The organism is Streptococcus sp. HMSC034B03 (genome assembly GCF_001838575.1).
Taxonomy (GTDB): Bacteria; Bacillota; Bacilli; order Lactobacillales; family Streptococcaceae; genus Streptococcus; species Streptococcus anginosus.
Genome location: NZ_KV837632.1, coordinates 263,745 through 284,460, shown reverse-complemented (window position 1 = coordinate 284,460; position 20,716 = coordinate 263,745). Strand labels below are relative to the sequence as shown.

The 20,716-nt window shown below is 39.2% G+C and carries 19 protein-coding genes; 7 read left to right on the top strand and 12 right to left on the bottom strand.

Annotated features, from left to right (window positions below; translation table 11 throughout):
• Position 1 precedes the first annotated feature (1 nt).
• The 3 genes from HMPREF2634_RS06180 to HMPREF2634_RS06170 all read left to right on the top strand — a co-directional run bounded on the left by HMPREF2634_RS06180 (position 2) and on the right by HMPREF2634_RS06170 (position 2,537).
• Positions 2-976, top strand: a complete 975-nt coding sequence (locus HMPREF2634_RS06180) for a nucleoid-associated protein (RefSeq protein ID WP_021001679.1) — start codon at positions 2-4, stop codon at positions 974-976.
• Positions 976-1,578: a lysozyme family protein gene (locus tag HMPREF2634_RS06175; protein ID WP_021001680.1), complete on the top strand. Its 603-nt coding sequence runs from the start codon at positions 976-978 to the stop codon at positions 1,576-1,578. The genes HMPREF2634_RS06180 and HMPREF2634_RS06175 overlap by 1 nt, the downstream gene beginning before the upstream one ends.
• A gap of 113 nt (positions 1,579-1,691) precedes the next feature.
• Complete coding sequence (locus tag HMPREF2634_RS06170) at positions 1,692-2,537, top strand: alpha/beta hydrolase (RefSeq protein WP_021001681.1); 846 nt, start codon at positions 1,692-1,694, stop codon at positions 2,535-2,537.
• Between the two features lie 56 nt (positions 2,538-2,593).
• Here HMPREF2634_RS06170 and guaA read toward each other — a convergent pair whose 3' ends face one another.
• Positions 2,594-4,153 (bottom strand): glutamine-hydrolyzing GMP synthase, encoded by a 1,560-nt coding sequence (gene guaA / locus HMPREF2634_RS06165; protein WP_021001682.1) that lies wholly within the window; start codon positions 4,151-4,153, stop codon positions 2,594-2,596.
• 141 nt (positions 4,154-4,294) lie between these two features.
• Between guaA and HMPREF2634_RS06160 the strand changes: the two genes are divergently transcribed.
• The 4 genes from HMPREF2634_RS06160 (at position 4,295) to xerS (ending at position 8,500) form a co-directional block, all read left to right on the top strand.
• The gene (locus HMPREF2634_RS06160; protein ID WP_021001683.1) at positions 4,295-4,993 is read left to right on the top strand and encodes a GntR family transcriptional regulator; all 699 of its coding nucleotides are present in this window, start codon (positions 4,295-4,297) and stop codon (positions 4,991-4,993) included.
• A gap of 115 nt (positions 4,994-5,108) precedes the next feature.
• A complete protein-coding gene (locus HMPREF2634_RS06155; protein ID WP_003034487.1) occupies positions 5,109-5,441 on the top strand; it encodes a putative DNA-binding protein in 333 nt (110 codons plus the stop codon).
• A gap of 72 nt (positions 5,442-5,513) precedes the next feature.
• The gene (ffh, locus tag HMPREF2634_RS06150; RefSeq protein ID WP_021001684.1) at positions 5,514-7,064 is read left to right on the top strand and encodes a signal recognition particle protein; all 1,551 of its coding nucleotides are present in this window, start codon (positions 5,514-5,516) and stop codon (positions 7,062-7,064) included.
• 365 nt (positions 7,065-7,429) lie between these two features.
• Positions 7,430-8,500: a tyrosine recombinase XerS gene (gene xerS / locus HMPREF2634_RS06140; protein ID WP_021001685.1), complete on the top strand. Its 1,071-nt coding sequence runs from the start codon at positions 7,430-7,432 to the stop codon at positions 8,498-8,500.
• A 61-nt stretch (positions 8,501-8,561) separates the two neighbouring features.
• Here xerS and ucpA read toward each other — a convergent pair whose 3' ends face one another.
• The 11 genes from ucpA to HMPREF2634_RS06085 all read right to left on the bottom strand — a co-directional run bounded on the left by ucpA (position 8,562) and on the right by HMPREF2634_RS06085 (position 20,709).
• Entirely contained in the window at positions 8,562-9,359 is a 798-nt protein-coding gene (gene ucpA / locus HMPREF2634_RS06135; RefSeq protein WP_021001686.1) for an SDR family oxidoreductase UcpA, read from the bottom strand.
• Between the two features lie 351 nt (positions 9,360-9,710).
• Positions 9,711-10,700: a lipoate--protein ligase gene (locus HMPREF2634_RS06130; protein WP_021001687.1), complete on the bottom strand. Its 990-nt coding sequence runs from the start codon at positions 10,698-10,700 to the stop codon at positions 9,711-9,713.
• A gap of 14 nt (positions 10,701-10,714) precedes the next feature.
• On the bottom strand, positions 10,715-12,418 hold the full coding sequence (gene lpdA / locus HMPREF2634_RS06125; RefSeq protein WP_021001688.1) for a dihydrolipoyl dehydrogenase: 1,704 nt from the start codon (positions 12,416-12,418) through the stop codon (positions 10,715-10,717).
• 29 nt (positions 12,419-12,447) lie between these two features.
• Entirely contained in the window at positions 12,448-13,491 is a 1,044-nt protein-coding gene (locus HMPREF2634_RS06120) for a dihydrolipoamide acetyltransferase (RefSeq protein WP_041784009.1), read from the bottom strand.
• A gap of 165 nt (positions 13,492-13,656) precedes the next feature.
• On the bottom strand, positions 13,657-14,649 hold the full coding sequence (locus tag HMPREF2634_RS06115; RefSeq protein ID WP_021001690.1) for an alpha-ketoacid dehydrogenase subunit beta: 993 nt from the start codon (positions 14,647-14,649) through the stop codon (positions 13,657-13,659).
• 13 nt (positions 14,650-14,662) lie between these two features.
• Entirely contained in the window at positions 14,663-15,631 is a 969-nt protein-coding gene (locus HMPREF2634_RS06110; protein ID WP_021001691.1) for a thiamine pyrophosphate-dependent dehydrogenase E1 component subunit alpha, read from the bottom strand.
• Between the two features lie 161 nt (positions 15,632-15,792).
• The gene (locus HMPREF2634_RS06105; RefSeq protein WP_021001692.1) at positions 15,793-16,953 is read right to left on the bottom strand and encodes an ATP-grasp domain-containing protein; all 1,161 of its coding nucleotides are present in this window, start codon (positions 16,951-16,953) and stop codon (positions 15,793-15,795) included.
• Positions 16,954-16,972: 19 nt separating this feature from the next.
• Positions 16,973-17,713, bottom strand: a complete 741-nt coding sequence (locus HMPREF2634_RS06100) for an esterase family protein (RefSeq protein ID WP_021001693.1) — start codon at positions 17,711-17,713, stop codon at positions 16,973-16,975.
• A gap of 34 nt (positions 17,714-17,747) precedes the next feature.
• The gene (locus tag HMPREF2634_RS06095; RefSeq protein ID WP_070836403.1) at positions 17,748-18,572 is read right to left on the bottom strand and encodes an alpha/beta hydrolase; all 825 of its coding nucleotides are present in this window, start codon (positions 18,570-18,572) and stop codon (positions 17,748-17,750) included.
• A gap of 131 nt (positions 18,573-18,703) precedes the next feature.
• Positions 18,704-20,038, bottom strand: coding sequence for a methylenetetrahydrofolate--tRNA-(uracil(54)-C(5))-methyltransferase (FADH(2)-oxidizing) TrmFO (gene trmFO / locus HMPREF2634_RS06090; RefSeq protein WP_021001695.1), 1,335 nt, complete (start codon positions 20,036-20,038; stop codon positions 18,704-18,706).
• Positions 20,039-20,211: 173 nt separating this feature from the next.
• Complete coding sequence (locus HMPREF2634_RS06085; protein ID WP_021001696.1) at positions 20,212-20,709, bottom strand: hypothetical protein; 498 nt, start codon at positions 20,707-20,709, stop codon at positions 20,212-20,214.
• Positions 20,710-20,716: the final 7 nt, after the last annotated feature.

Below are 20,716 nucleotides of genomic sequence, written 5' to 3'. Positions count from 1 at the left end.
AATGGACATTTACGTAAAAAAAGCTATTATTCATCAATTTAGTCCATCAGACACCGACCTTCTTTTAGCAGATAAATATCTTAATATTACTCCAAAAATTGAAGAATATCTTCGCAAGAAGATTGAACGTGTCTATTCAGATGAGGCCAAAACAGGTATTTTTACCGAAGATAATGTCTTTTTATCACATATGACAAAAGACCTTTTAGAAACTTCTATAACGATTGCCAATCTCTGGAAAGAGGAGTTTTCGGTGAGCGAAAATCAGAAAACCAATGATTTGATTTTTGTTCAATTTGACAAGGAAGGAGTAGAGCATCTTGCTTTTTTGCGCATTGCTCTGCGGGAAACCCTCACCCACTTAGGTGGAGAAGTAGATAATCCTATCAAGATTACCCAGAACAACTTGCCGGGATTTGGTACAGGCGCTGATGAAGCCTTGGTCATCAATCTTCAATCACGTAAATACCATTTGATTGAAAAGCGGATTAAATACAATGGTGCTTTTCTCAATTATTTTTCTGATAATCTATTACAAGTCCATCCTGAAATTTCTCCCAAGAAATCTATTAAAGCCTTAGAAAAAACGGCTCAAAAAGTTGCAGAAAGTTTTAATCAGGATGATTTTCAATTTCAATCCAAGGTTAAATCATCTATTTTCAAAAATTTAGAAGAAAATGATGAATTATCACCAGAAAAATTAGCAGATGACTTGTTCGATAACAATCTGACAGCTCGTTTGACTTTTATTGATCAGGTTAAGGAAACAATTCCAGAAACTGTTAAATTTGATGAAATTGATAGTAGTCGTCAGAAGAAAAAATTTGAAAATCAAAAGCTCTCTCTTTCAAATGGGATTGAACTCATTGTCCCCAATAACATCTATCAAGATGCGGAATCCGTAGAGTTCATACAAAACGAGAATGGAACCTATTCCATTCTCATCAAAAACATAGAAGATATCCAAAGTAAATAATGTTTAAAATTCTTAGAAAATTGATCCTTCTCATTCTTTTAATCTTTGTTGGTTACAAGCTTGTTCAAGTTCATCATGATGTCAAGCAAGTGATGAACTACCGTAGCTTAGTGAGAGAAGTGCTAGACGAACAAGATACTGCAGCCAATGAGGAACTAGTCCTTGCTATGATTTACACAGAAACAAAAGGAAAAGTTTCTGATGTCATGCAATCTAGTGAAAGTGCGACGGGTCAGAAAAACTCTATTTTAGATAATAAAAAAAGCATTCGTCAAGGTGTTCAGACCTTATCTGCGAATCTAAATGTAGCTCAAGAAAAGAAAGTAGATGTTTGGACCGCTGTACAAGCCTATAACTTTGGTCGAGCTTACATCGATTATATTGCAAAACACGGTGGCGAAAATACCCTTGATTTGGCAAAAAAATACTCTAAAAATGTTGTCGCACCAAGTTTAGGAAACGTGACCGGCAAAACCTATTCTTATTACCACCCCATCGCCCTCCTTCATGGCTCTAAGCTCTATATCAATGGTGGGAATTATTATTACTCCCGACAAGTTCAGATGAATATGCACATCATGAAAGTGATGAATTGGTTTTAATAACATCACCCCTAGTAGCTTATTTCTACTAGGGGTTTTCAAACAAATCAATTGTTATTTATATCGTTACATGTTATACTTAAAAATATATCTCACAGAAAGAAGCGATAAAAATGACGAAAAAAGCGGTCCTAACTACAGGACTTTTAACAGTTCTGATTGCTATTTCTGCTTTTTTATTTTACAACGTTGAAGCAGACGGTAAATTAGACAAAAAGAAGTATGTGCAATCAACTACTCCAACCCTATTCTTTCATGGTTATGGAAGTAGTGCCAATGCTGAGCGACACATGACGAATGCAGCAAAAAAAGAAGGAGTAACAAAAACAGTTATTCGAGCAAATGTTGATAGAAATGGTGCAGTTACGTTAAGGGGAGACATTCCCAAAGATGCTATCAATCCAATCGTAGAAGTGAATTACGAAGACAATCGCAATCCCATTGATGTTGGACGGTATGCAAAAGCTGTCGTCAGCAATCTACAGGAAAAGTATGGCTTTACAAAAATGAATATGGTAGGTCATTCTTTAGGGAATATGTCGATTTTGTATTATCTTTTAGAACATGCTCAAGATGAGAACTTGCCACAGCTGCAAAAACAAGTGAATATCGCAAATTTCGCTGCCGGTTTAGAAGCTATGGGCTTATCATCTGATGTGAAAGTTGACAAAACAACAGGTCAACCAAACCAAGTCACGCAAACTTTCCAAAGATTATTACCATTACGTGAAGTATTCCCACAAAATCAAATTGACGTTTTGAATATCTATGGTGATTATAAAAATGGATCAGACGGTTCTGTTTTAAATTCTTCATCTCGCAGTTTGAAATACTTAGTTGCAGACAATGCCAAATCTTATCAAGAAAAGAAAATTACCGGCAAACTAGCACAACATAGCCAATTACATGAAAACCCAGAAGTAGATAAACTACTGATTCAATTTTTGTGGGGAAAATAAACTGACAAATTTAAAAGCCAAACTTCAAGAAATAAGAAGTTTAGCTTTTTCTGTTTTTATTCCCATTCAACCGTTGCTGGTGGTTTGCTGGTGATATCGTAGACAATACGGTTGACGTGATCTACTTCATTGACGATACGAACAGAGATTTTTTGTAGTACTTCCCAAGGGACTTTAGCAAAATCTGCTGTCATTCCATCAATAGAAGTAATAGCACGAATAGCAATGGTATAATCATAAGTTCGACCATCACCCATAACACCTACTGAACGAACACCAGTATTTACAGTGAAGTATTGCCAGATATCACGATCGAGTCCAGCTTTCACAATTTCTTCGCGGAGAATGGCGTCGGATTCACGTACAGTGGTTAGTTTTTCTTCTGTAATTTCCCCCATGACACGTATAGCAAGTCCTGGACCCGGGAATGGCTGACGCCAAACAATTTCATCTGGCATACCAAGTTCTGTACCAAGCGCGCGAACTTCATCTTTGTAGAGGGTGTTCAGAGGTTCAATCAGCTTGAACTGCATGTCTTCAGGAAGTCCACCAACGTTATGGTGTGATTTGATTGTTTGGGCAGTATCTGTACCAGACTCAATGACATCTGTGTAAAGTGTTCCTTGTGCGAGGAATTTTACATCTTTCAGCTTACTTGCTTCATCATCAAAGACGTAGACAAATTCATTGCCGATGATTTTACGCTTTTGCTCTGGATCAGAAACACCAGCTAATTTATCAAGGAAACGTTTGGCAGCGTCTGCTTTGATGATATTCAGACCGAATTTTCCTCCAAGGGAATCCATGACTTGATCTGCTTCGCCCTTACGGAGCAATCCATGATCTACAAAGATGCAGATAAGCTGGTCTCCGATAGCTTTTTGAAGGAGAACGCCAACAACGGATGAATCAACACCGCCTGAAAGCCCGAGAAGAACACGTTTATCGCCAACCGTTTCTCGAATTCGCTTAATTTGCATTTCAATAAAGTTATCCATTGACCAGTCGCCTTTGGCGCCACAAATATTCAAAGCAAAATTGCGTAGAATATCATACCCATAAACAGAGTGGCGTACTTCAGGGTGAAATTGAATGCCATAAATCTGCTTTTCAGGTTGCTCAATAGCTGCAAATGGACAGTCGGCAGAAGTACCAGTACGTACAAATCCTTGAGGAATTTCGGTGACAGCATCTCCGTGACTCATGAGAACGATTTGTTTTTCAGGAGTTCCTGCAAACAGTTTAGAGACAGTATGAGTGAGCTCGGATTGACCGTACTCACGGTTTCCGGCATTTCCAGCAGGTACAACTTTCCCACCTAATTTGTGAGTCAAAAGCTGCATTCCATAGCAAATTCCCAAAATTGGAATACCCAATTCTAAAATTTCAGGATCAATGTCAAATGCTCCTGCTTCATATACAGACTTTGGTCCACCTGACAAAATGATTCCGACTGGATTTATCTCACGAACCTCAGCAGCTGTGATTTTATTGCTTTTCAGCTCAGAAAAAACACCAATCTCGCGGATTCTGCGTGAAATAAGCTGATTGTATTGGCTCCCATAATCCAGTACAATAATTCTTTCGACATCTTGCAATTCAGTTGTAGTTGTCATTTCTTCCCTTTCTTAAAAGACTTTTCTTTGTTTATTCTAACACAAAATAAAGACTTTTTCCAATAACATTAAGTAGCGATTGACTTTTATTTCAATTGATAATACAATGAAGAGAGGAAACCATTCTTGAAAGGGGTTACTATGCTTCCAGCTTATATTAAAATTCACGATCAAATAAAAAAAGAAATTGACGAGGAAATCTGGAAAATCGGGCAACGTCTGCCAAGTGAGCGCGATTTAGCTGAACAATTTGAGGTTAGCCGCATGACACTTCGTCAGGCAATCACTCTTTTAGTCGAAGAAGGAGTGCTAGAGCGCCGTATGGGTAGCGGTACATTTGTAGCCAGTACACGGGTTCAGGAAAAGATGCGCGGCACAACCAGCTTTACAGAAATCATCAAATCCCAAGGCAAGACACCTTCAAGTCAATTGATTTCTTACCGTCGAACACTGCCAAGTAAAGAAGAGGTCGAAAAATTAGGAATTGAGAAGACGGAAAACGTTGTCCGAATGGAGCGGGTGCGGTATGCGGATAATATCCCCGTAGTTTACGAAGTCGCTTCCATTCCAGAGAAATTCATCAAAAATTTTAATAAAGAAGAAATTACGAAACATTTTTTTCAAACCTTACAAGAACATGGCTATAAAATCGGAAAATCTCAACAGACCATTTATGCTCGTCTTGCCAAAGAAAAGATTGCACATCATCTAGAAATTCCTAAAGGACATGCCATTCTTGCTTTGACACAGATTTCTTATTTTGACGACTGCACCGCTTTTGAATATGTTAAAAGTCAGTATGTCGGCGAACGATTTGAATTTTATCTGGAAAATAACTGATTTAAATTACATAATTTAATATACGTAAACACCCTTAGTGATTTAAGAGTGTTTTTTAGTGAGTAAAGCTCTTCACTAGTAGAGTTTATCTGTATTTTTTGATATAATAATCTTTATGGAAATTGAAAAAACCAATCGAATGAATGCTCTTTTTGAGTTTTATGCAGCACTTTTAACAGATAAGCAAATGAATTATATCGAGCTTTATTATGCAGATGATTATAGTTTAGCTGAGATTGCTGAAGAATTTCAAGTTAGTCGTCAGGCTGTTTATGACAATATCAAACGAACAGAAAAGATTCTCGAAGACTATGAAAAGAAGCTCCACATGTATTCAGACTATATCGTCAGAAGTCAGATTTTCGATCAAATAACGGAAAAATATGCTAATGATGCCTATTTACAAGAGCAAATCGCAATTTTATCTAGTATTGACAATCGAGAATAGTGAATTGTCAGCTCAAAAAACGCAAAAATCAATAACCAATAACATAGAAATTAACTAGGAGAAATAAAATTTATGGCATTTGAAAGTTTAACCGAACGTTTGCAGAACGTCTTTAAAAATCTGCGTCGCAAGGGCAAAATTTCCGAGAGTGATGTCCAGGAAGCAACCAAAGAAATTCGTCTGGCGCTCTTGGAGGCCGATGTAGCTTTACCCGTTGTCAAAGATTTCATCAAGAAAGTTCGCGAACGTGCTGTCGGATACGAAGTTATTGATACGTTAAATCCTGCTCAACAAATCATCAAGATTGTTGATGAGGAATTGACTACTGTACTGGGTTCTGATACGGCAGAAGTTATCAAATCTCCAAAAATTCCGACTATTATCATGATGGTCGGTCTTCAAGGTGCTGGTAAGACTACGTTTGCCGGAAAGTTGGCCAATAAACTCAAGAAAGAAGAAAACGCTCGTCCTTTGATGATAGCTGCTGATATTTACCGTCCGGCAGCCATTGACCAGCTTAAAACTCTAGGTCAGCAAATTGATGTACCAGTCTTTTCACTGGGTACAGAAGTACCAGCAGTAGAGATTGTTCGTCAAGGTCTAGAGCAAGCCAAGGCTAATCACAATGACTATGTCTTGATTGATACGGCAGGTCGTTTACAAATTGATGAAAAGCTCATGAATGAGCTGCGCGATGTCAAAGCACTAGCTCAACCAAATGAAATCCTCTTGGTCGTAGATGCTATGATTGGTCAAGAAGCTGCCAATGTAGCTCGCGAATTCAACGCTCAGTTGGAAGTGACTGGGGTTATTCTGACCAAGATTGACGGCGATACACGTGGTGGTGCAGCCTTATCTGTCCGGCAAATCACTGGCAAGCCAATTAAGTTCACTGGTACTGGAGAAAAGATTACCGATATTGAAACTTTCCACCCAGATCGGATGTCTAGTCGGATTTTGGGCATGGGAGACATGCTGACCCTAATTGAAAAAGCCTCTCAGGAGTACGATGAGCAAAAATCACTTGAGATGGCTGAAAAAATGAGAGAAAATACCTTTGATTTCAACGATTTCATTGACCAGCTAGATCAAGTACAAAATATGGGGCCAATGGAAGATTTGTTAAAGATGATTCCTGGCATGGCTAACAATCCTGCTATGAAGAATTTTAAGGTAGATGAAAACGAAATCGCCCGCAAACGTGCCATTGTGTCATCTATGACACCTACCGAACGGGAAAATCCCGACCTTCTTAATCCAAGTCGTCGCCGTCGGATTGCTGCAGGTTCTGGTAATAGCTTTGTCGAAGTCAACAAATTTATCAAAGACTTTAACCAAGCAAAGCAAGTCATGCAAGGTGTCATGTCTGGTGATATGAATAAAATGATGAAGCAGATGGGGCTCAACCCTAACAATTTACCAAAAAATATGCCAAATATGAACGGGATGGATATGTCAGCACTTCAAAACATGGATATGTCCGCTTTAGGGGGAGCTGGTAATCCTGATATGAGCCAGATGTTTGGTGGCGGACTTAAAGGAAAAATCGGCGAATTTGCAACCAAACAAGCTATGAAACGTATGGCAAATAAAATGAAAAAAGCTAAGAAAAAACGAAAATAAACATATTTTGTAGTAAATGATGATTGGAATAAAGCAGTTCAATTTGGTGGGCTGTTTTATTTTTTTTGAAAAACTATTGACATTTGATGATAAACGTGTATTCGAGAAATTTCAGGAGGACAATTACAACGCGCAGGTATCTGTCGTGCGTCGTGCTATGATAAATCAACCGGAACTTTTATTTGCTGATGAACCTAGATTCCAACTGATCTTATTTTGTATTGTGTATTATCTATTACAAAGTAAAGAAACGAATCTTTCAATAGACTCTTACATACATCTTTCCGAAAAACTATAATTTTCTTGAAAAAAACACAGGAGTGTGCTATACTTCTATTAATATAGAAATGATGGAGAATATCTTAATGAAACGTGAAATACTGTTAGAAAGAATTGAAAAACTAAAAGCTATCATGCCTTGGTATGTTTTGGAATACTATCAGTCTAAATTGACTGTTCCATACAGTTTTACAACCTTATATGAATATCTCAAAGAATATGATCGCTTTTTTCATTGGATTTTAGACTCTGGAATTGCTGATGGGTCACAGATTGCAGAAATTCCTCTGTCAGTATTGGAAAATATGACTAAAAAAGATATGGAAGCGTTTATTCTTTACTTACGGGAGCGTCCATTGCTGAATGCCAATACTACACAGAACGGGGTATCGCAAACCACCATTAATCGCACTCTTTCTGCTCTCTCTAGCCTTTATAAATATTTAACTGAAGAGGTGGAAAATGAGAATGGGGAGCCTTATTTCTATCGTAATGTCATGAAAAAAGTGTCTACTAAGAAAAAGAGAGAAACTTTAGCTGCGCGCGCTGAAAACATCAAACAAAAACTCTTTTTGGGCGAAGAAACTGAACAATTTTTGAATTATATTGATGAAGAATACCCTAAAAATTTATCAAATCGGGCTCTCTCCTCTTTTGAAAAAAATAAAGAGCGAGATTTGGCAATCATAGCACTGCTTCTTGCGTCTGGTGTTCGTCTATCCGAGGCAGTAAATCTTGATTTGAAAGACCTAAATCTCAAAATGATGGTCATTGAAGTTACTCGTAAGGGCGGGAAAAGAGATTCTGTCAATGTTGCAGCTTTTGCCAAAGCTTATTTGGAAAGGTACCTGGAGGTTCGCTCTAAACGTTATAAAGCTGAAAAATCAGACACTGCCCTCTTTTTGACAGAATATAGAGGTGTTCCTAACCGGATTGATGCTTCTAGTGTAGAAAAGATGGTTGCTAAGTATTCTGAAGATTTCAAAGTTCGAGTGACACCTCACAAACTCCGCCATACGCTGGCTACTCGACTTTATGATGCTACTAAATCTCAAGTTTTGGTCAGTCATCAGCTAGGACATGCCAGTACTCAAGTTACAGATCTCTACACCCATATTGTTAATGACGAACAAAAAAATGCATTGGATAATTTATAAAATAAAAAGTTTGCATAATTTAAGGTATGCAAACTTTTTATTTGAATTGAGCTAAATGCTGCTAGTTTGTGCCCATGCTCATAGTTTCTGGTAGGGTACTACCGCCGTCAATGACAATTTGAGATCCTGTAAGATAGGAGGATTCATCACTACCTAAAAAGGCAAAGAGTTCCCCTACTTCTTGCGGTTTAGCTAATCTTTTCATTGGAACAGCGGCCGCAATATCTTGAATAGGAACTTCTGGATGTTCTGGGTTGGATTCCAGGGCCATTTTTTCGACCATCGGTGTCCGAGCATAGCCTAGCTGGCTGCAGTTAACTCGGATATTGCGATCGGCATATTCTACTGCCAAGGCCTTGGTTAAGCCGACCAGAGCTGCCTTGGTCATCGCGTAAGCTGTTTCTCCAGCATCAGCAACCAAATCGCCTGTTACAGATGATGCGATGACGATAGCGCCTGCTCTCTGTTTCAACATGGGCTTGATGGTTGCCTGACAAGTGTTCCAAACTCCCTTGATATTGACATTAATATGTTGATCCCGTATCTGGTCTGTCATTTCTTCAAAGGGCGCCAGCTTGCAGATACCAGCATTACAGCAGGCAATATCAAGATGCCCAAAGGCTTGGATAGTCTGAGAGACAGCCACTTCCAAATCTTCTAGACGACTGACATCACCGATATAGCTGATAATATCTATTTGGTAGCTGTCACGAAGTTCTTGAGCAGTTGCTTCTACTTGAGGGTCTCGATCGAAAAGGCAGAGCTTGGCGCCATATTTGGCATAGACTGAGGCAATGCCCTGACCCAGACCGACAGCAGCTCCAGTAATCAAAGCAACTTTTCCATCTAATTTAGCCATAGTAACCATCCTTTCTAAAACGAAGAAGTTTGACAGATTTTTGTGACATTTTATGATGTATTTATAACTTTAGTCTAGTACTTTTCTAGTTGCTTGTCAATATAATAATGAAGGAAAACCTCGCATTTGCTATGATGTTTCGTCCTCTTTATAAAAAATCTATCCAATAATTTCTGTAGGGTTCGATAATAAGGAACTTGCTCCAAAGCAGATATTCTCCAAACGATTATTGGCTGTGGTGTATCCCATAAGCATCTGAACATCCTGATAACCAGCTTCTTCAAACAATAGAAAAAACATCCTTAGTTAAATAAATGTAAGAATGTTTTTATTTTGTTATAGTCTTGTGATTTAGCCAACCACTGCTTCTGCAATTTCTTCTTGGCTAATTCCAGCGAAATAGCGAGAAATATCCAGGTTTTCAAGAGCATTTAAAACATCTTCTCTTTCATATTTAACACCCTTGAGGACTTCTTCTACTGCTGCTACATCTTCGATTCCAAAGAAATCTCCGTAAATTTTGATGTTTTCGATTTTTGACTGAACAACATTGGCAAAGATTTCCACTTTACCGCTAGTAAATTTGGTACTACGATGAACATTGTACTCTGGCGATTTGCCATAGTTCCAATCCCAAGTAGCAAATTTAGTTTCCTTGATATGGTTGATTTCAGCTAGTTCATCATCGGAGAAGACATATTCTGTCATTTCTGGATATTCTTTCTTCATATAGTCTAGCAGGAGGTCGCGAAATTGCTCGACAGTAATCTTTTCAGGCAATTCATCAATGATATTGGTTACACGAGCTCGAACAGACTTAACACCTTTGGACTCGAACTTGTCCTTGGAAACTTTTAAGGCATTCGCTAAGACGGATAATTCTACGTCAAACAGCAAGCAACCGTGATGCATGATTCGGCCATTGATGTAGGCCTGAGCATTGCCACAGAACTTTTTACTGTCAATTTCCAAATCGTTGCGCCCTGTAAATTCGGCTTTTACACCTAATGCTTCCAAGGTCTTGATGACCGGAATAGAGAAGCTCTTAAAATCAAAGGCTTTGTTCTCAGATTCTTTGGAAATGATGGTGTAGTTGAGATTGTTATAGTCGTGATAGACGGCTCCACCTCCACTGATACGACGAACAACCTCAATGCCATGCTCTCGGACATAGTCACGATTGATTTCTTCAATAGTATTCTGATGACGTCCGACAATGATAGAAGGTTTATTGATCCAAAGCAAGAAAATCATATCTTCGTCAAGAAGATGCTTGAAGGCATACTCCTCAAGAGCGATATTAAAAGCTGTATCATTACTGTTGTTAATAATGTATTTCATCTCAATCGTGCCTCTTATCTTTTCTTTGGAGCATGAATAGCCATGCCGAGTACGTCTGCAAATGCTTCGTACATAACTTCTGAGAATGTCGGATGACCGTGAATGGTTTTGAGCATTTCTTCCACCGTGATTTCCATTTCGATGATAGTAGAAGCTTCATTGATTAACTCAGCTGCTGCAGGGCCGATAATGTGAACACCGAGAACTTCTCCGTATTTCTTATCAGCAATCACTTTGACAAATCCTTGAGCAGCATCAGATGCAATTGCTCGTCCGTTTGCTGCAAAGTTGAATTTGCCGATAGCTACATCGTATTTTTCGCGAGCTTGTTCTTCTGTCAGACCGACTGCCGCAACTTCTGGTAAAGTGTAGATGGCTGCTGGAGTTAGATTTAATTTAGCAACTACATGATTGCCTTTGAGAGCATTCTCTGCAGCTACTTCTCCCATACGAAAAGCTGCATGCGCCAACATCTTGGTACCGTTAATGTCTCCGGGTGCGTAAATTCCTGAAACAGAAGTTTCCATATATTCATTGACCTTGATGCGACCACGGTCTAGTTCAAAGTCAACCTCGCCAATTCCCTCCAAATCAGGTACGCGTCCAATAGAAAGCAAAGCTTTATCAGCTATGATATCTTCTTTTCCTGCAACTTTGATGCGGAGCTTGCCATTTTCTTCGATAATTTCTTCCAACTTGGTCTCTGTCAAAATGGTCATGCCCTTGCGTTCAAGAATGAGCCGTAGGTTCTTAGAGACTTCTGCATCCATAGCTGGAACAATCCGATTCATCATTTCGACAACCGTCACCTTACTGCCAAAGGTCATGAAAGCCTGTCCTAGCTCAATACCAACAACGCCACCACCAATGATTACTAAACTTTCTGGAACTTCCTTCATATCTAGAATATCATCGCTAGTCATAACAAGTGGTGATTCTATGCCTGGAACGTTAATCTTGCTGACTTTTGAGCCACCAGCTAAGATAATTTTCTTGGTTTCAAGAAGTTCAGAACCGTTCACTAAGACATTCTTATCTTTGGTAATGGTACCAATTCCTTTGTGAACATCAACATCATAGCTGCGAAGCAGACCTGCAACACCTCCGACAAGTGTGTTGACAACCTTGTTTTTGGTTTCCAGAACTTTATCCATATTGACGGTAAAGCTTGGATTTTCAATGATAATTCCGCGGTTTGCTGCATGGTCTAGGCTTTCAATAATTTCTGCATTGTGAAGATAGGTCTTAGTCGGGATACAGCCACGGTTGAGGCAGGTTCCACCTAGTTCAGATTTTTCAACAAGGGCAATCTTGCCTCCTAATTGAGCTGCTTTAATCGCTGCCACATAGCCAGCTGGTCCGCCACCAATAACCACAATATCATAAGCGTCATCACTCTTATTATCGTCGTTAGAAGTTGTGGTTGCAGTTGGTGTTGAACTAGCATCTGAAACAGCCACAGTAGTCGGAATATTTTCTCCTTCTTCGCCCAGATAACCGATAACTTCCGTTACAGGAACAGTCTCACCGTCTCCTTTCAAGATAGCAATCAGATAGCCATCTTCCTCTGCTTCTAACTCCATGCTGACTTTATCTGTCATGATTTCCAGAAGGATTTCTCCTTCTTTTACAAATTCGCCAACTTTTTTATTCCATTGAACAATCTGTCCTTCTGTCATATCAACGCCGGCTTTTGGCATAATTACTTCTAAGGTCATGTTTTTATTTTCCTCTCATTTTAACTTTTTTACACCAACATTGAAATCGGATCTTCAATCAGTGCTTTTAGATCTTTCATGAATTTAGCACCTGCCATACCGTCCACAACTCGGTGGTCAATAGTTAATCCAAGACTCATGATTGGTCGAATAACAATCTCTCCGTTCACTACGACTGGTTTTTCAACGGTTGAGCTAACTCCCAAAATCGCTGAATTGGGTTGATTGATAATTGGGCCGAACGATTGAACACCAAACATTCCTAGATTACTAATCGTAAAAGTTGAGTTTTGCAATTCGCTTGGTGCTAATTTTCCATTTAAAGTCCGTTCAATCACATCCTTAAAGGCAACGACTAACTCAGACAGACTCATTTTTTCGGCATTGTAAACCACTGGTGTCATAAGCCCATTGTCCATCCCAACAGCCATAGCCAGATTGACATAATTGTGCATGATAATGGTTTGCCCGTCCTCTGTCAGAGACGAATTAAGATAAGGGTGCTTCATCAAAGTTTTGACAACTGCCATAGAAAGTAAATCCGTAACCGTCATTTTCTTTCCTGTCGCTTCCATAATTGTCTCTAAAACCCTCTTGCGCAGCGCCAGCAACTCTGTCATATCTACATCATAATTGAGAGTGAAAGTTGGTGCTGTCAGATAAGAATCCACCATTCGTTTAGCAATGACCTTCCGCATTGGCGTCATTGGAAGGCGCTTAATTTCTCCATAAGGAGTGGTGTTGTCAGGTATTTCTTCCGCTTTCTCAATTTGAGCCGGAGACTTGATACTGTCTGAGTCAACATTTTCAGGCAGCAAAGCCAGAATATCCTTTTTCATAATCCTGCCGTGCACGCCTGTCCCTTGGATTTCCTGCCAAGCGATGTTATTTTCTTCTGCAATACGTTTTGCAAGGGGCGTAATTTTCACAATATTGAATTCTCGATAACTTTCAATATCTTCTTTGTGAATGCGTCCCTTTGCGCCAGTACCAGATACGTCATAGAGATTGATACCCAAATCATCTGCTAATTTTCTAGCAGCAGGGGTCGCTCTTAATTTTTTGTCATCCATGTTCTCTCTCATTCTTAAATAATTCATTGGTTGAGGCAATATTTGCCCTATTTCTTTGTTTTCACAAAGTTTCTACTGTTAATATTAGCAAAAATCGGGGATAAACTTTAAATTACTTTACATAATTAAAGTTATGCAAATCTAAATTTGCCGTTTATTTCCAGTTTACTCTTTATGATAAGTCTTACGGATAGCCTCTTTGATACTTTCAACTGTCGGAATCATAGCATTTTCAAGATTCTGAGCATAGGGCATGGGAACATCTTCGCCAGCACAGCGGCGAATTGGTGCATCCAAATAGTCAAATGCTTCTGATTCGGAAATGATAGCAGAAATTTCACCGATATAACCACTAGTTTTGTGGGCATCATTGACTAGAACGACTTTTCCTGTTTTTTTGACTGAGTTGATAATGATATCCTTGTCCAGAGGCACCAAGGTACGAGGATCAACCACTTCTACTGAAATGCCTTCTTCTGCCAATTCTTCAGCTGCTTGCATAACCCTACGGAGCATTTTTCCATAGGTCACAACTGTCACGTCTGTTCCCTCTTTTTTGATGTCACCAACACCAAGAGGGATTGTATAATCAGGATCAAGCGGAACTTCGCCTTTTTGGTTGAATTCTGACTTGTACTCAAGAATAATAACAGGATTGTTGTCGCGGATAGAAGATTTTAGCAACCCTTTCATATCCGCAGGAGTGCCAGGTGCCACGACCTTTAAACCCGGAATGTGGGTAAACCAAGATTCCAAAGATTGTGAGTGTTGAGCAGCTGAGCCGACACCATTTCCAGCTGCGCAGCGAATTGTCATCGGAACCTGACCTTTACCACCAAACATATAGCGAGTCTTAGCGGCTTGGTTGACAATTGCATCCATGGCAATGACAGAAAAATCCATAAAAGTTATATCTACAATTGAGCGTAGCCCAGTCATGGCTGCTCCTGCTGCAGCTCCTGAAATAGCTGCTTCAGAAATTGGACAATCACGTACTCGCTTTGGACCGAATTCTTCTAACATTCCGACGGATGTTCCGAAATCTCCTCCGAAAATACCGACATCTTCTCCCATTAACAGCACATTTTCATCGTGACGCATTTCCTCAGACATAGCAAGAATAATGGTGTCACGAAAAGACATTGTTTTTGTTTCCATTTTATCTCCTCTCTTAGTCTGCGTAAATATCTTCAAAAGCTGATTCAAGCGGTGGAAATGGACTTTCTTCTGCAAATTTTACAGATGCTTCTACTGCTTCTTTAACCTCTGCTTGGATAGCTTCTAACTCTTCATTGCTTGCAATCTGACTTTCTAGCAAGTATTTACGAAGATTTTCAATTGGGTCCTTCTTTTTCCACTCCTCAACTTCTTCACGTGTTCGATATTTACCAGGGTCAGATGAAGAATGCCCCAACCAGCGATAGGTCACACTCTCGATTAAGACAGGTCCTTTACCACTTCGAACATATTTAACAGCTTTTTGAAAACCTTCATAGACCTCAATGACGTTGTTCCCGTCTGGAATAAACATGCCAGGAATGCCATAGGCAGCACTCCGCTCATAAATGTGCTCTATATTGGTCATTTTCTTAATGTCTGCAGAAATACCATAGCCGTTATTGATACAATAGAAAATTACTGGTAGATTCCAGATAGAAGCCATGTTGACTGCTTCATGAAAAATACCTTCGTTCGTTGCTCCGTCACCAAAGAAGCAAACCACGATTTTATCTGTTTGGTGCATTTGCTGAGTGAGGGCGGCACCGACTGCAATTCCCATACCTCCGCCAACAATACCATTTGCTCCTAAGTTTCCGGCATCCAAATCAGCAATGTGCATGGAGCCACCTTTTCCTTTGCAGGTTCCGTTATATTTGCCCATGATTTCTGCCATCATGCCGTTCAGATCAATTCCTTTGGCAATCGCCTGACCATGACCACGGTGGTTAGAAGTAATCAAATCATCAGGATTGAGGGCCAGCATAGCTCCAACGCTAGCTGCTTCTTCTCCAACAGAAAAGTGAGTCATTCCTGGAACTTTCCCCTTTTTTACGAGTTGGGCAATTTTTAAGTCCATCCGACGGATCTCTTCCATCTTACGAAACATCTCTAGCAAAAGATTTTTATCTAAAGTTGACATAGTCGAGCCTTTCTATGAGTGTAATTCTATAATTTCATTCTATCCAAACTAAAAAATACTGTCAAAATTTATGCTTGAACAATTTCACAAAGAAAAATCAGCGAACCTTGCTGGCAAGCTGATTTGAATTGACTAAATAAAAATTTCACAAATAGATTTTTCTACTTTTTCCCAAAATCCTCTATCATTTGATCGATTTCCGAACGACTTGGTGTTGTCAAAATATAATGAACATCTCCTTGTAAGTCTGCAAATGCCTTTGGCATGATTTTGACTGCTTTTAATTTATCGCCGTACTTTGCACGCAATTCTTCTTCTGAATACACATAATTTGAGGTTGAACGGCGTGAAGTAACCAAGCCATATTGTGCTTCGACTTGAGGTTGTGGGAAAGGTTCGCCATTCACAATATCTGCATATCCACGATAAAGGTCAATGGAGTGAGCAAAGTTATACAAATCAATCGTAAAAGCACCTGCTGGACGATTATTGTATTCTATGGCAATATAATCATCTCCGTCACGGAAAAATTCAATATGAAAGAAGCGTTCTTTCATGCCAAACGCTTTAATGATAGCTTCCCCATATTGACGTAACTTGGGATCCATGTCTTTTATAATATAATATGAGTTTTCATAATGATTCAAAACTAAGTCTAAAGGGGTATAAGCATAATCAAAAGTTGTTGAAAACACAATATTTCCTTTTGAATCCAGTAATCCGTCAAACGTACAAATTTGTCCAGAGTCAACGAATTTTTCAAAGAAATAAACGGTTTGCTTATCCCACTCTTGTTTAAATTGTTCAACATCTTCAGTAGTTTCAAGTTTATAAGTTCCTGCTGCGCCAACTCCATTGTCTGGCTTCGCAATCATCGGAAGTCTAATTTTACTGACAGCCATGTCAACTGCCTGCAAGGTTTTTACAATTTGACCAGGAACGACAGGAACTCCAGCCTTTTTAAAGAGTTTCTTCATTTCAGACTTAAATTTTGTCTTTTTCAAGTCTTTTGGCTTTGGTCCTACAACATTAAATTGTTCACGCAATTTTGCGTCTTGGTCCAACCAATATTCATTGTGTGACTCAATGCGGTCAATTGGTCCGTGCTTGTAAAAAAGGAAGGCTACAGCACGTTTCACTTCATCAAGATTTTCTAAATTTTCCACACGAAAATATTCTGTTAAAGCATTTTTCAAAGGTTGATCTAGTTGATCATAAGGTTCTTGCCCAATTCCTAAAACAGTAATTCCTTTGTTAGCAAGTTCAACGGTAAATTGTTGAAAATTTTGTGGATAATAAGGTGAAATAACGATATAGTTCATAATGTTGTTTCCTTTCTAATCATAGATTTAATTGACTTAGAAAATAAGGCATTTGCTTACGCCACCAAATCCAGTCATGCGAAACATCATATCCCCATTCAGCAAACCATGCCGGAATGTTCTTATGTTCAAAGGCTTCTTTTAAGGTGTAGAGAGAAGGTAGTCCGTCCTGTTCCCATGCACCAAGTCCTGTACAGACAATGATATCAGCATTGCGATAGCGGTCAATAAACCAACCATCGTTTTGATTCCAAATGTAATCTGCTGGTGAATTTTGATAAATTGCTTCATCATCTAAACAATCACCGACAAAGAAGCGGGCATCGTAAACTCCGCTGAGGGCGATGACCTTGTTAAAGACATCGGGGTGCTGGAGAAAGAAATTAACAGCGTGATAGGCTCCCATAGAACAACCTGTCGTCATCATTGGATCAAACCAACCTGTTTTATGCTTGATAAAAGGAATGGCTTCCTCAATGACATAGCGCTCATAAGCTCGGTGCATTTCCGCGCGGTCGTGAGGAGCTTTCCAATCAGCCAGCCAGCTTTCACTATCTACACTACTCAAAGTGAAGAATTGAATTTTTCCTGTTTCGATAAACCATGAACAAGCCTCAATCATACCAAAATCTGCATATTCATTGTGACTGCCTCCTGATGAAGCAAAAACGACTACAGGCATTCCAGCGTGCCCGTAACGATTCACATACATTTCACGATTTAAATGACCACTCCAATGACTTAAAAATTCAACGTGCATATAAATTCTCTCCTCATATTCTTAATTAATTTATTTACCATTTTTCGCTAAAGAAGCGAAGACAATCAGGTAAATGCTCAGCCCAAGCCATTTCATTGTGTTCTGCACCGGCTTGGATATAAAACAATAGATTTTCCAAATCTAAACCGCCCGCAATTAACTGACGAAAGTAGGTTAATGACGAATCAATATAAGCTTGCTTGATATTACTAGCCATTAAGGTTTTATCGGTGTCATCTGCTTCTTCTGTTCCAACATAAATATAAATCCGCTGATCTGCTAATAAGTTATGGCGTTCTATATAACGATTGAATGCTTCCTGATGCAGCCAGTTTGCAGATGAGAAAATACCCAAGCATCCAATTTGCTCTTGGTATTCAATTCCCATAAACTGTGTAATGTTTCCGCCTAAAGAAGAACCAACCATAGCCGTGTGCGCTCGGTCTGACTTGGTACGATAATGCTCGTCAACAAAGGGTTTAACAACTTCCATGACAAACTCCGCATACTCTGTCCCCTTACCGCCAAATTGCATACCTGGAATAGTTGATTCTTGATATTTCCATGCAGAATACTCATTCATTCGATTAAAACCGTCATTGTCAATCGCCACCACAATCATTTTTTCAATGTCGGGATTTCTCTTAATCGTTGGAATGATTTTCCAAGAATGTCCACTAAAAGACTCTTTACTATAAAGGACATTTTGACCGTCGTGAAAATAAACTACAGGATAGGATTTCTGAGTATCTTGCTCATAATTTCTAGGAAGTAGCACTCGAACACGACGCTTTTGTTTGCTATAAGGCACTTCTAATGCATGTTCCCTTACTTCAAGGTAAAAATAGGATTGATTCATTGTCAGAAAACTTTCTATTTTCAAAATTTTTATCTATTATATCATAAAATATACAAAAAAGTTAGGGAATTCCTAACTTTTTAATACTTTTATAACAAATCATCATTATTTCTATCTTTTCCAAAAGAAAACTAGAGATTTTGATAATTTTTGATAGCTTGTAGCGCTCGTTTTGCTATTTTTTCATAGCGTTCTTTTTTGTCTCGAATACGTGGACCGTCCAACTCCTTGATAATTCCAAAATTGACATTCATTGGCTGGAAATGTTTGCTATCAGCATGCGTGATATAATGAGGTAAGCTTCCAATAGCAGTTGTTTCTGGAAAGACCAGGGCTTCTTCTCCATTGAAAAGTCTGGCTGCATTGATACCGGCTACCAGCCCGGACGCGGCAGATTCTACATACCCTTCTACACCGGTCATCTGACCTGCAAAAAAGATATTCTCTTGTTTTTTAGACTGGAACGTCTGTGTCAGGAGATTTGGTGAATCCATGTAAGAATTGCGGTGCATCACGCCATAGCGGACAAATTCTGCATTTTCCAATCCCGGAATCATCCGAAAAACGCGCTTCTGTTCTCCCCATTTTAGGTGTGTTTGGAAACCAACAATATTATAAAGGCTTCCAGCTGCATTGTCCTGACGAAGCTGCACAACTGCATAGGGTGTCTTAAATTCACCGTCACGGGGTCCTTTATAGTCATCCGGGTATTCCAAACCAACTGGCTTCATAGGACCGTAGAGCATGGTTTTTATTCCTCTTTTTGCCATCACCTCAATCGGCATACAGCCTTCAAAGTATTTTTCTTTTTCAAAGCTATTTAACGGTGCTTCCTCGGCATTTACCAAAGCGTCATGAAAAGCCATAAACTCATTCTTAGTCATAGGAGCATTGAGATAAGCAGCCTCTCCCTTGTCATAGCGAGATTTGAGGTAAACTTTCTCCATGTCAATTGTATTGACATCTACAATCGGTGCTGCTGCATCATAAAAGTAAAATCCAGCTCCACCATTTAGCGCGTGAATCTTTTCAGCAAGTGTATCACTTGTCAAAGGTCCCGTCGCAATAACAGTAATCGTATCATCAGGAATTTTGGTGATTTCCTCACGAATAACTTCGATTAAAGGATGGTTTGTCACCTCATCAGTCACCATTTGTGAAAAACCGTCACGGTCAACTGCTAATGCTCCTCCAGCAGGAATACGCGTAGCTTCTGCTGCTCTCATAATGATAGAATCCAAACGTCGCATTTCTTCTTTTAAGAGACCAACCGCATTCGTTAGCGAATCCCCCCGTAGAGAGTTAGAACAGACTAGCTCTGCAAAATCACTAGTCTTATGTTGCGGAGTAGATTTCACTCCTCGCATTTCATACAGCTTAACAGGAATACCGCGTTTAGCAATTTGATAAGCTGCTTCGCTACCTGCAAGACCAGCTCCTATGACATTGATGTAAGATTGAGACATGAAACAAATACCTCTTTGGGAGGAGACTCCCACAAATCTTTCTAATTATTCTTAACCATTATAACAGAAAAAGCCCCTACTGACGAGTGAGACTTTCTAGAATGCAAATACACTAACTTATTAGTATCCATCCTCAAACATTGGTGTAAAGAATATAATGATTGGTCATGTATCTATTTCTTTAACATTTTTTCCAGATAAGCAATTTTAACAAAATCCTTATCATTATTTTGGTCATTTCGATAGGAATCTTGCGAAGATGCTGTGTAAATCTTAAGATATTGTTCAGCATCAGGAAGAAAATAAATTACCCCTGCTGTTTCATGTTTTACCAATTCATCTAAAGGAATCCCAGCAAAGTTTTCCAAAGTATTCATGCTACCAAACTCAACCGATAGATTTCCTTTTTGAAATTCGTGCTCGTGCAAATCTACTAATTGGTAGCCAAGCCGGTTCATAATCGTTTCAATCTTTTTAAAATCATAAATTCGTACCTCATCAGGTGCGTCCCATCCCCTAGGATCTCCTGGAACATGGATATCAATATCTCGTGCTTGCCAGTCGTGGCCAGTTACCTGTTCAAGCCCTAGTGAACCCATAAGCAAAGGAGTGATTCCAATTCCGTTCAATTCCTTTGCAATCTTTAAAAATTCATCAAATTTCTCTTTCATACAGTTT

Bases quoted from the DNA above. Each gene is read 5' to 3' on its own strand.
- HMPREF2634_RS06175 (WP_021001680.1), top strand. From the start codon at position 976: ATGTTTAAAATTCTTAGAAAATTGATCCTTCTCATTCTTTTAATCTTT.
- ffh (WP_021001684.1), top strand. From the start codon at position 5,514: ATGGCATTTGAAAGTTTAACCGAACGTTTGCAGAACGTCTTTAAAAAT.
- guaA (WP_021001682.1), bottom strand. From the start codon at position 4,153: ATGACAACTACAACTGAATTGCAAGATGTCGAAAGAATTATTGTACTG.
- HMPREF2634_RS06115 (WP_021001690.1), bottom strand. From the start codon at position 14,649: ATGGAAACAAAAACAATGTCTTTTCGTGACACCATTATTCTTGCTATG.
- HMPREF2634_RS06085 (WP_021001696.1), bottom strand. From the start codon at position 20,709: ATGAAAGAGAAATTTGATGAATTTTTAAAGATTGCAAAGGAATTGAAC.
- HMPREF2634_RS06100 (WP_021001693.1), bottom strand. From the start codon at position 17,713: ATGCACGTTGAATTTTTAAGTCATTGGAGTGGTCATTTAAATCGTGAA.
- HMPREF2634_RS06120 (WP_041784009.1), bottom strand. From the start codon at position 13,491: ATGGATGACAAAAAATTAAGAGCGACCCCTGCTGCTAGAAAATTAGCA.
- HMPREF2634_RS06160 (WP_021001683.1), top strand. From the start codon at position 4,295: ATGCTTCCAGCTTATATTAAAATTCACGATCAAATAAAAAAAGAAATT.
- trmFO (WP_021001695.1), bottom strand. From the start codon at position 20,038: ATGTCTCAATCTTACATCAATGTCATAGGAGCTGGTCTTGCAGGTAGC.
- lpdA (WP_021001688.1), bottom strand. From the start codon at position 12,418: ATGACCTTAGAAGTAATTATGCCAAAAGCCGGCGTTGATATGACAGAA.
- HMPREF2634_RS06105 (WP_021001692.1), bottom strand. From the start codon at position 16,953: ATGAACTATATCGTTATTTCACCTTATTATCCACAAAATTTTCAACAA.
- HMPREF2634_RS06155 (WP_003034487.1), top strand. From the start codon at position 5,109: ATGGAAATTGAAAAAACCAATCGAATGAATGCTCTTTTTGAGTTTTAT.
- xerS (WP_021001685.1), top strand. From the start codon at position 7,430: ATGAAACGTGAAATACTGTTAGAAAGAATTGAAAAACTAAAAGCTATC.
- ucpA (WP_021001686.1), bottom strand. From the start codon at position 9,359: ATGGCTAAATTAGATGGAAAAGTTGCTTTGATTACTGGAGCTGCTGTC.
- HMPREF2634_RS06130 (WP_021001687.1), bottom strand. From the start codon at position 10,700: ATGAAATACATTATTAACAACAGTAATGATACAGCTTTTAATATCGCT.
- HMPREF2634_RS06110 (WP_021001691.1), bottom strand. From the start codon at position 15,631: ATGTCAACTTTAGATAAAAATCTTTTGCTAGAGATGTTTCGTAAGATG.
- HMPREF2634_RS06095 (WP_070836403.1), bottom strand. From the start codon at position 18,572: ATGAATCAATCCTATTTTTACCTTGAAGTAAGGGAACATGCATTAGAA.
- HMPREF2634_RS06180 (WP_021001679.1), top strand. From the start codon at position 2: ATGGACATTTACGTAAAAAAAGCTATTATTCATCAATTTAGTCCATCA.
- HMPREF2634_RS06170 (WP_021001681.1), top strand. From the start codon at position 1,692: ATGACGAAAAAAGCGGTCCTAACTACAGGACTTTTAACAGTTCTGATT.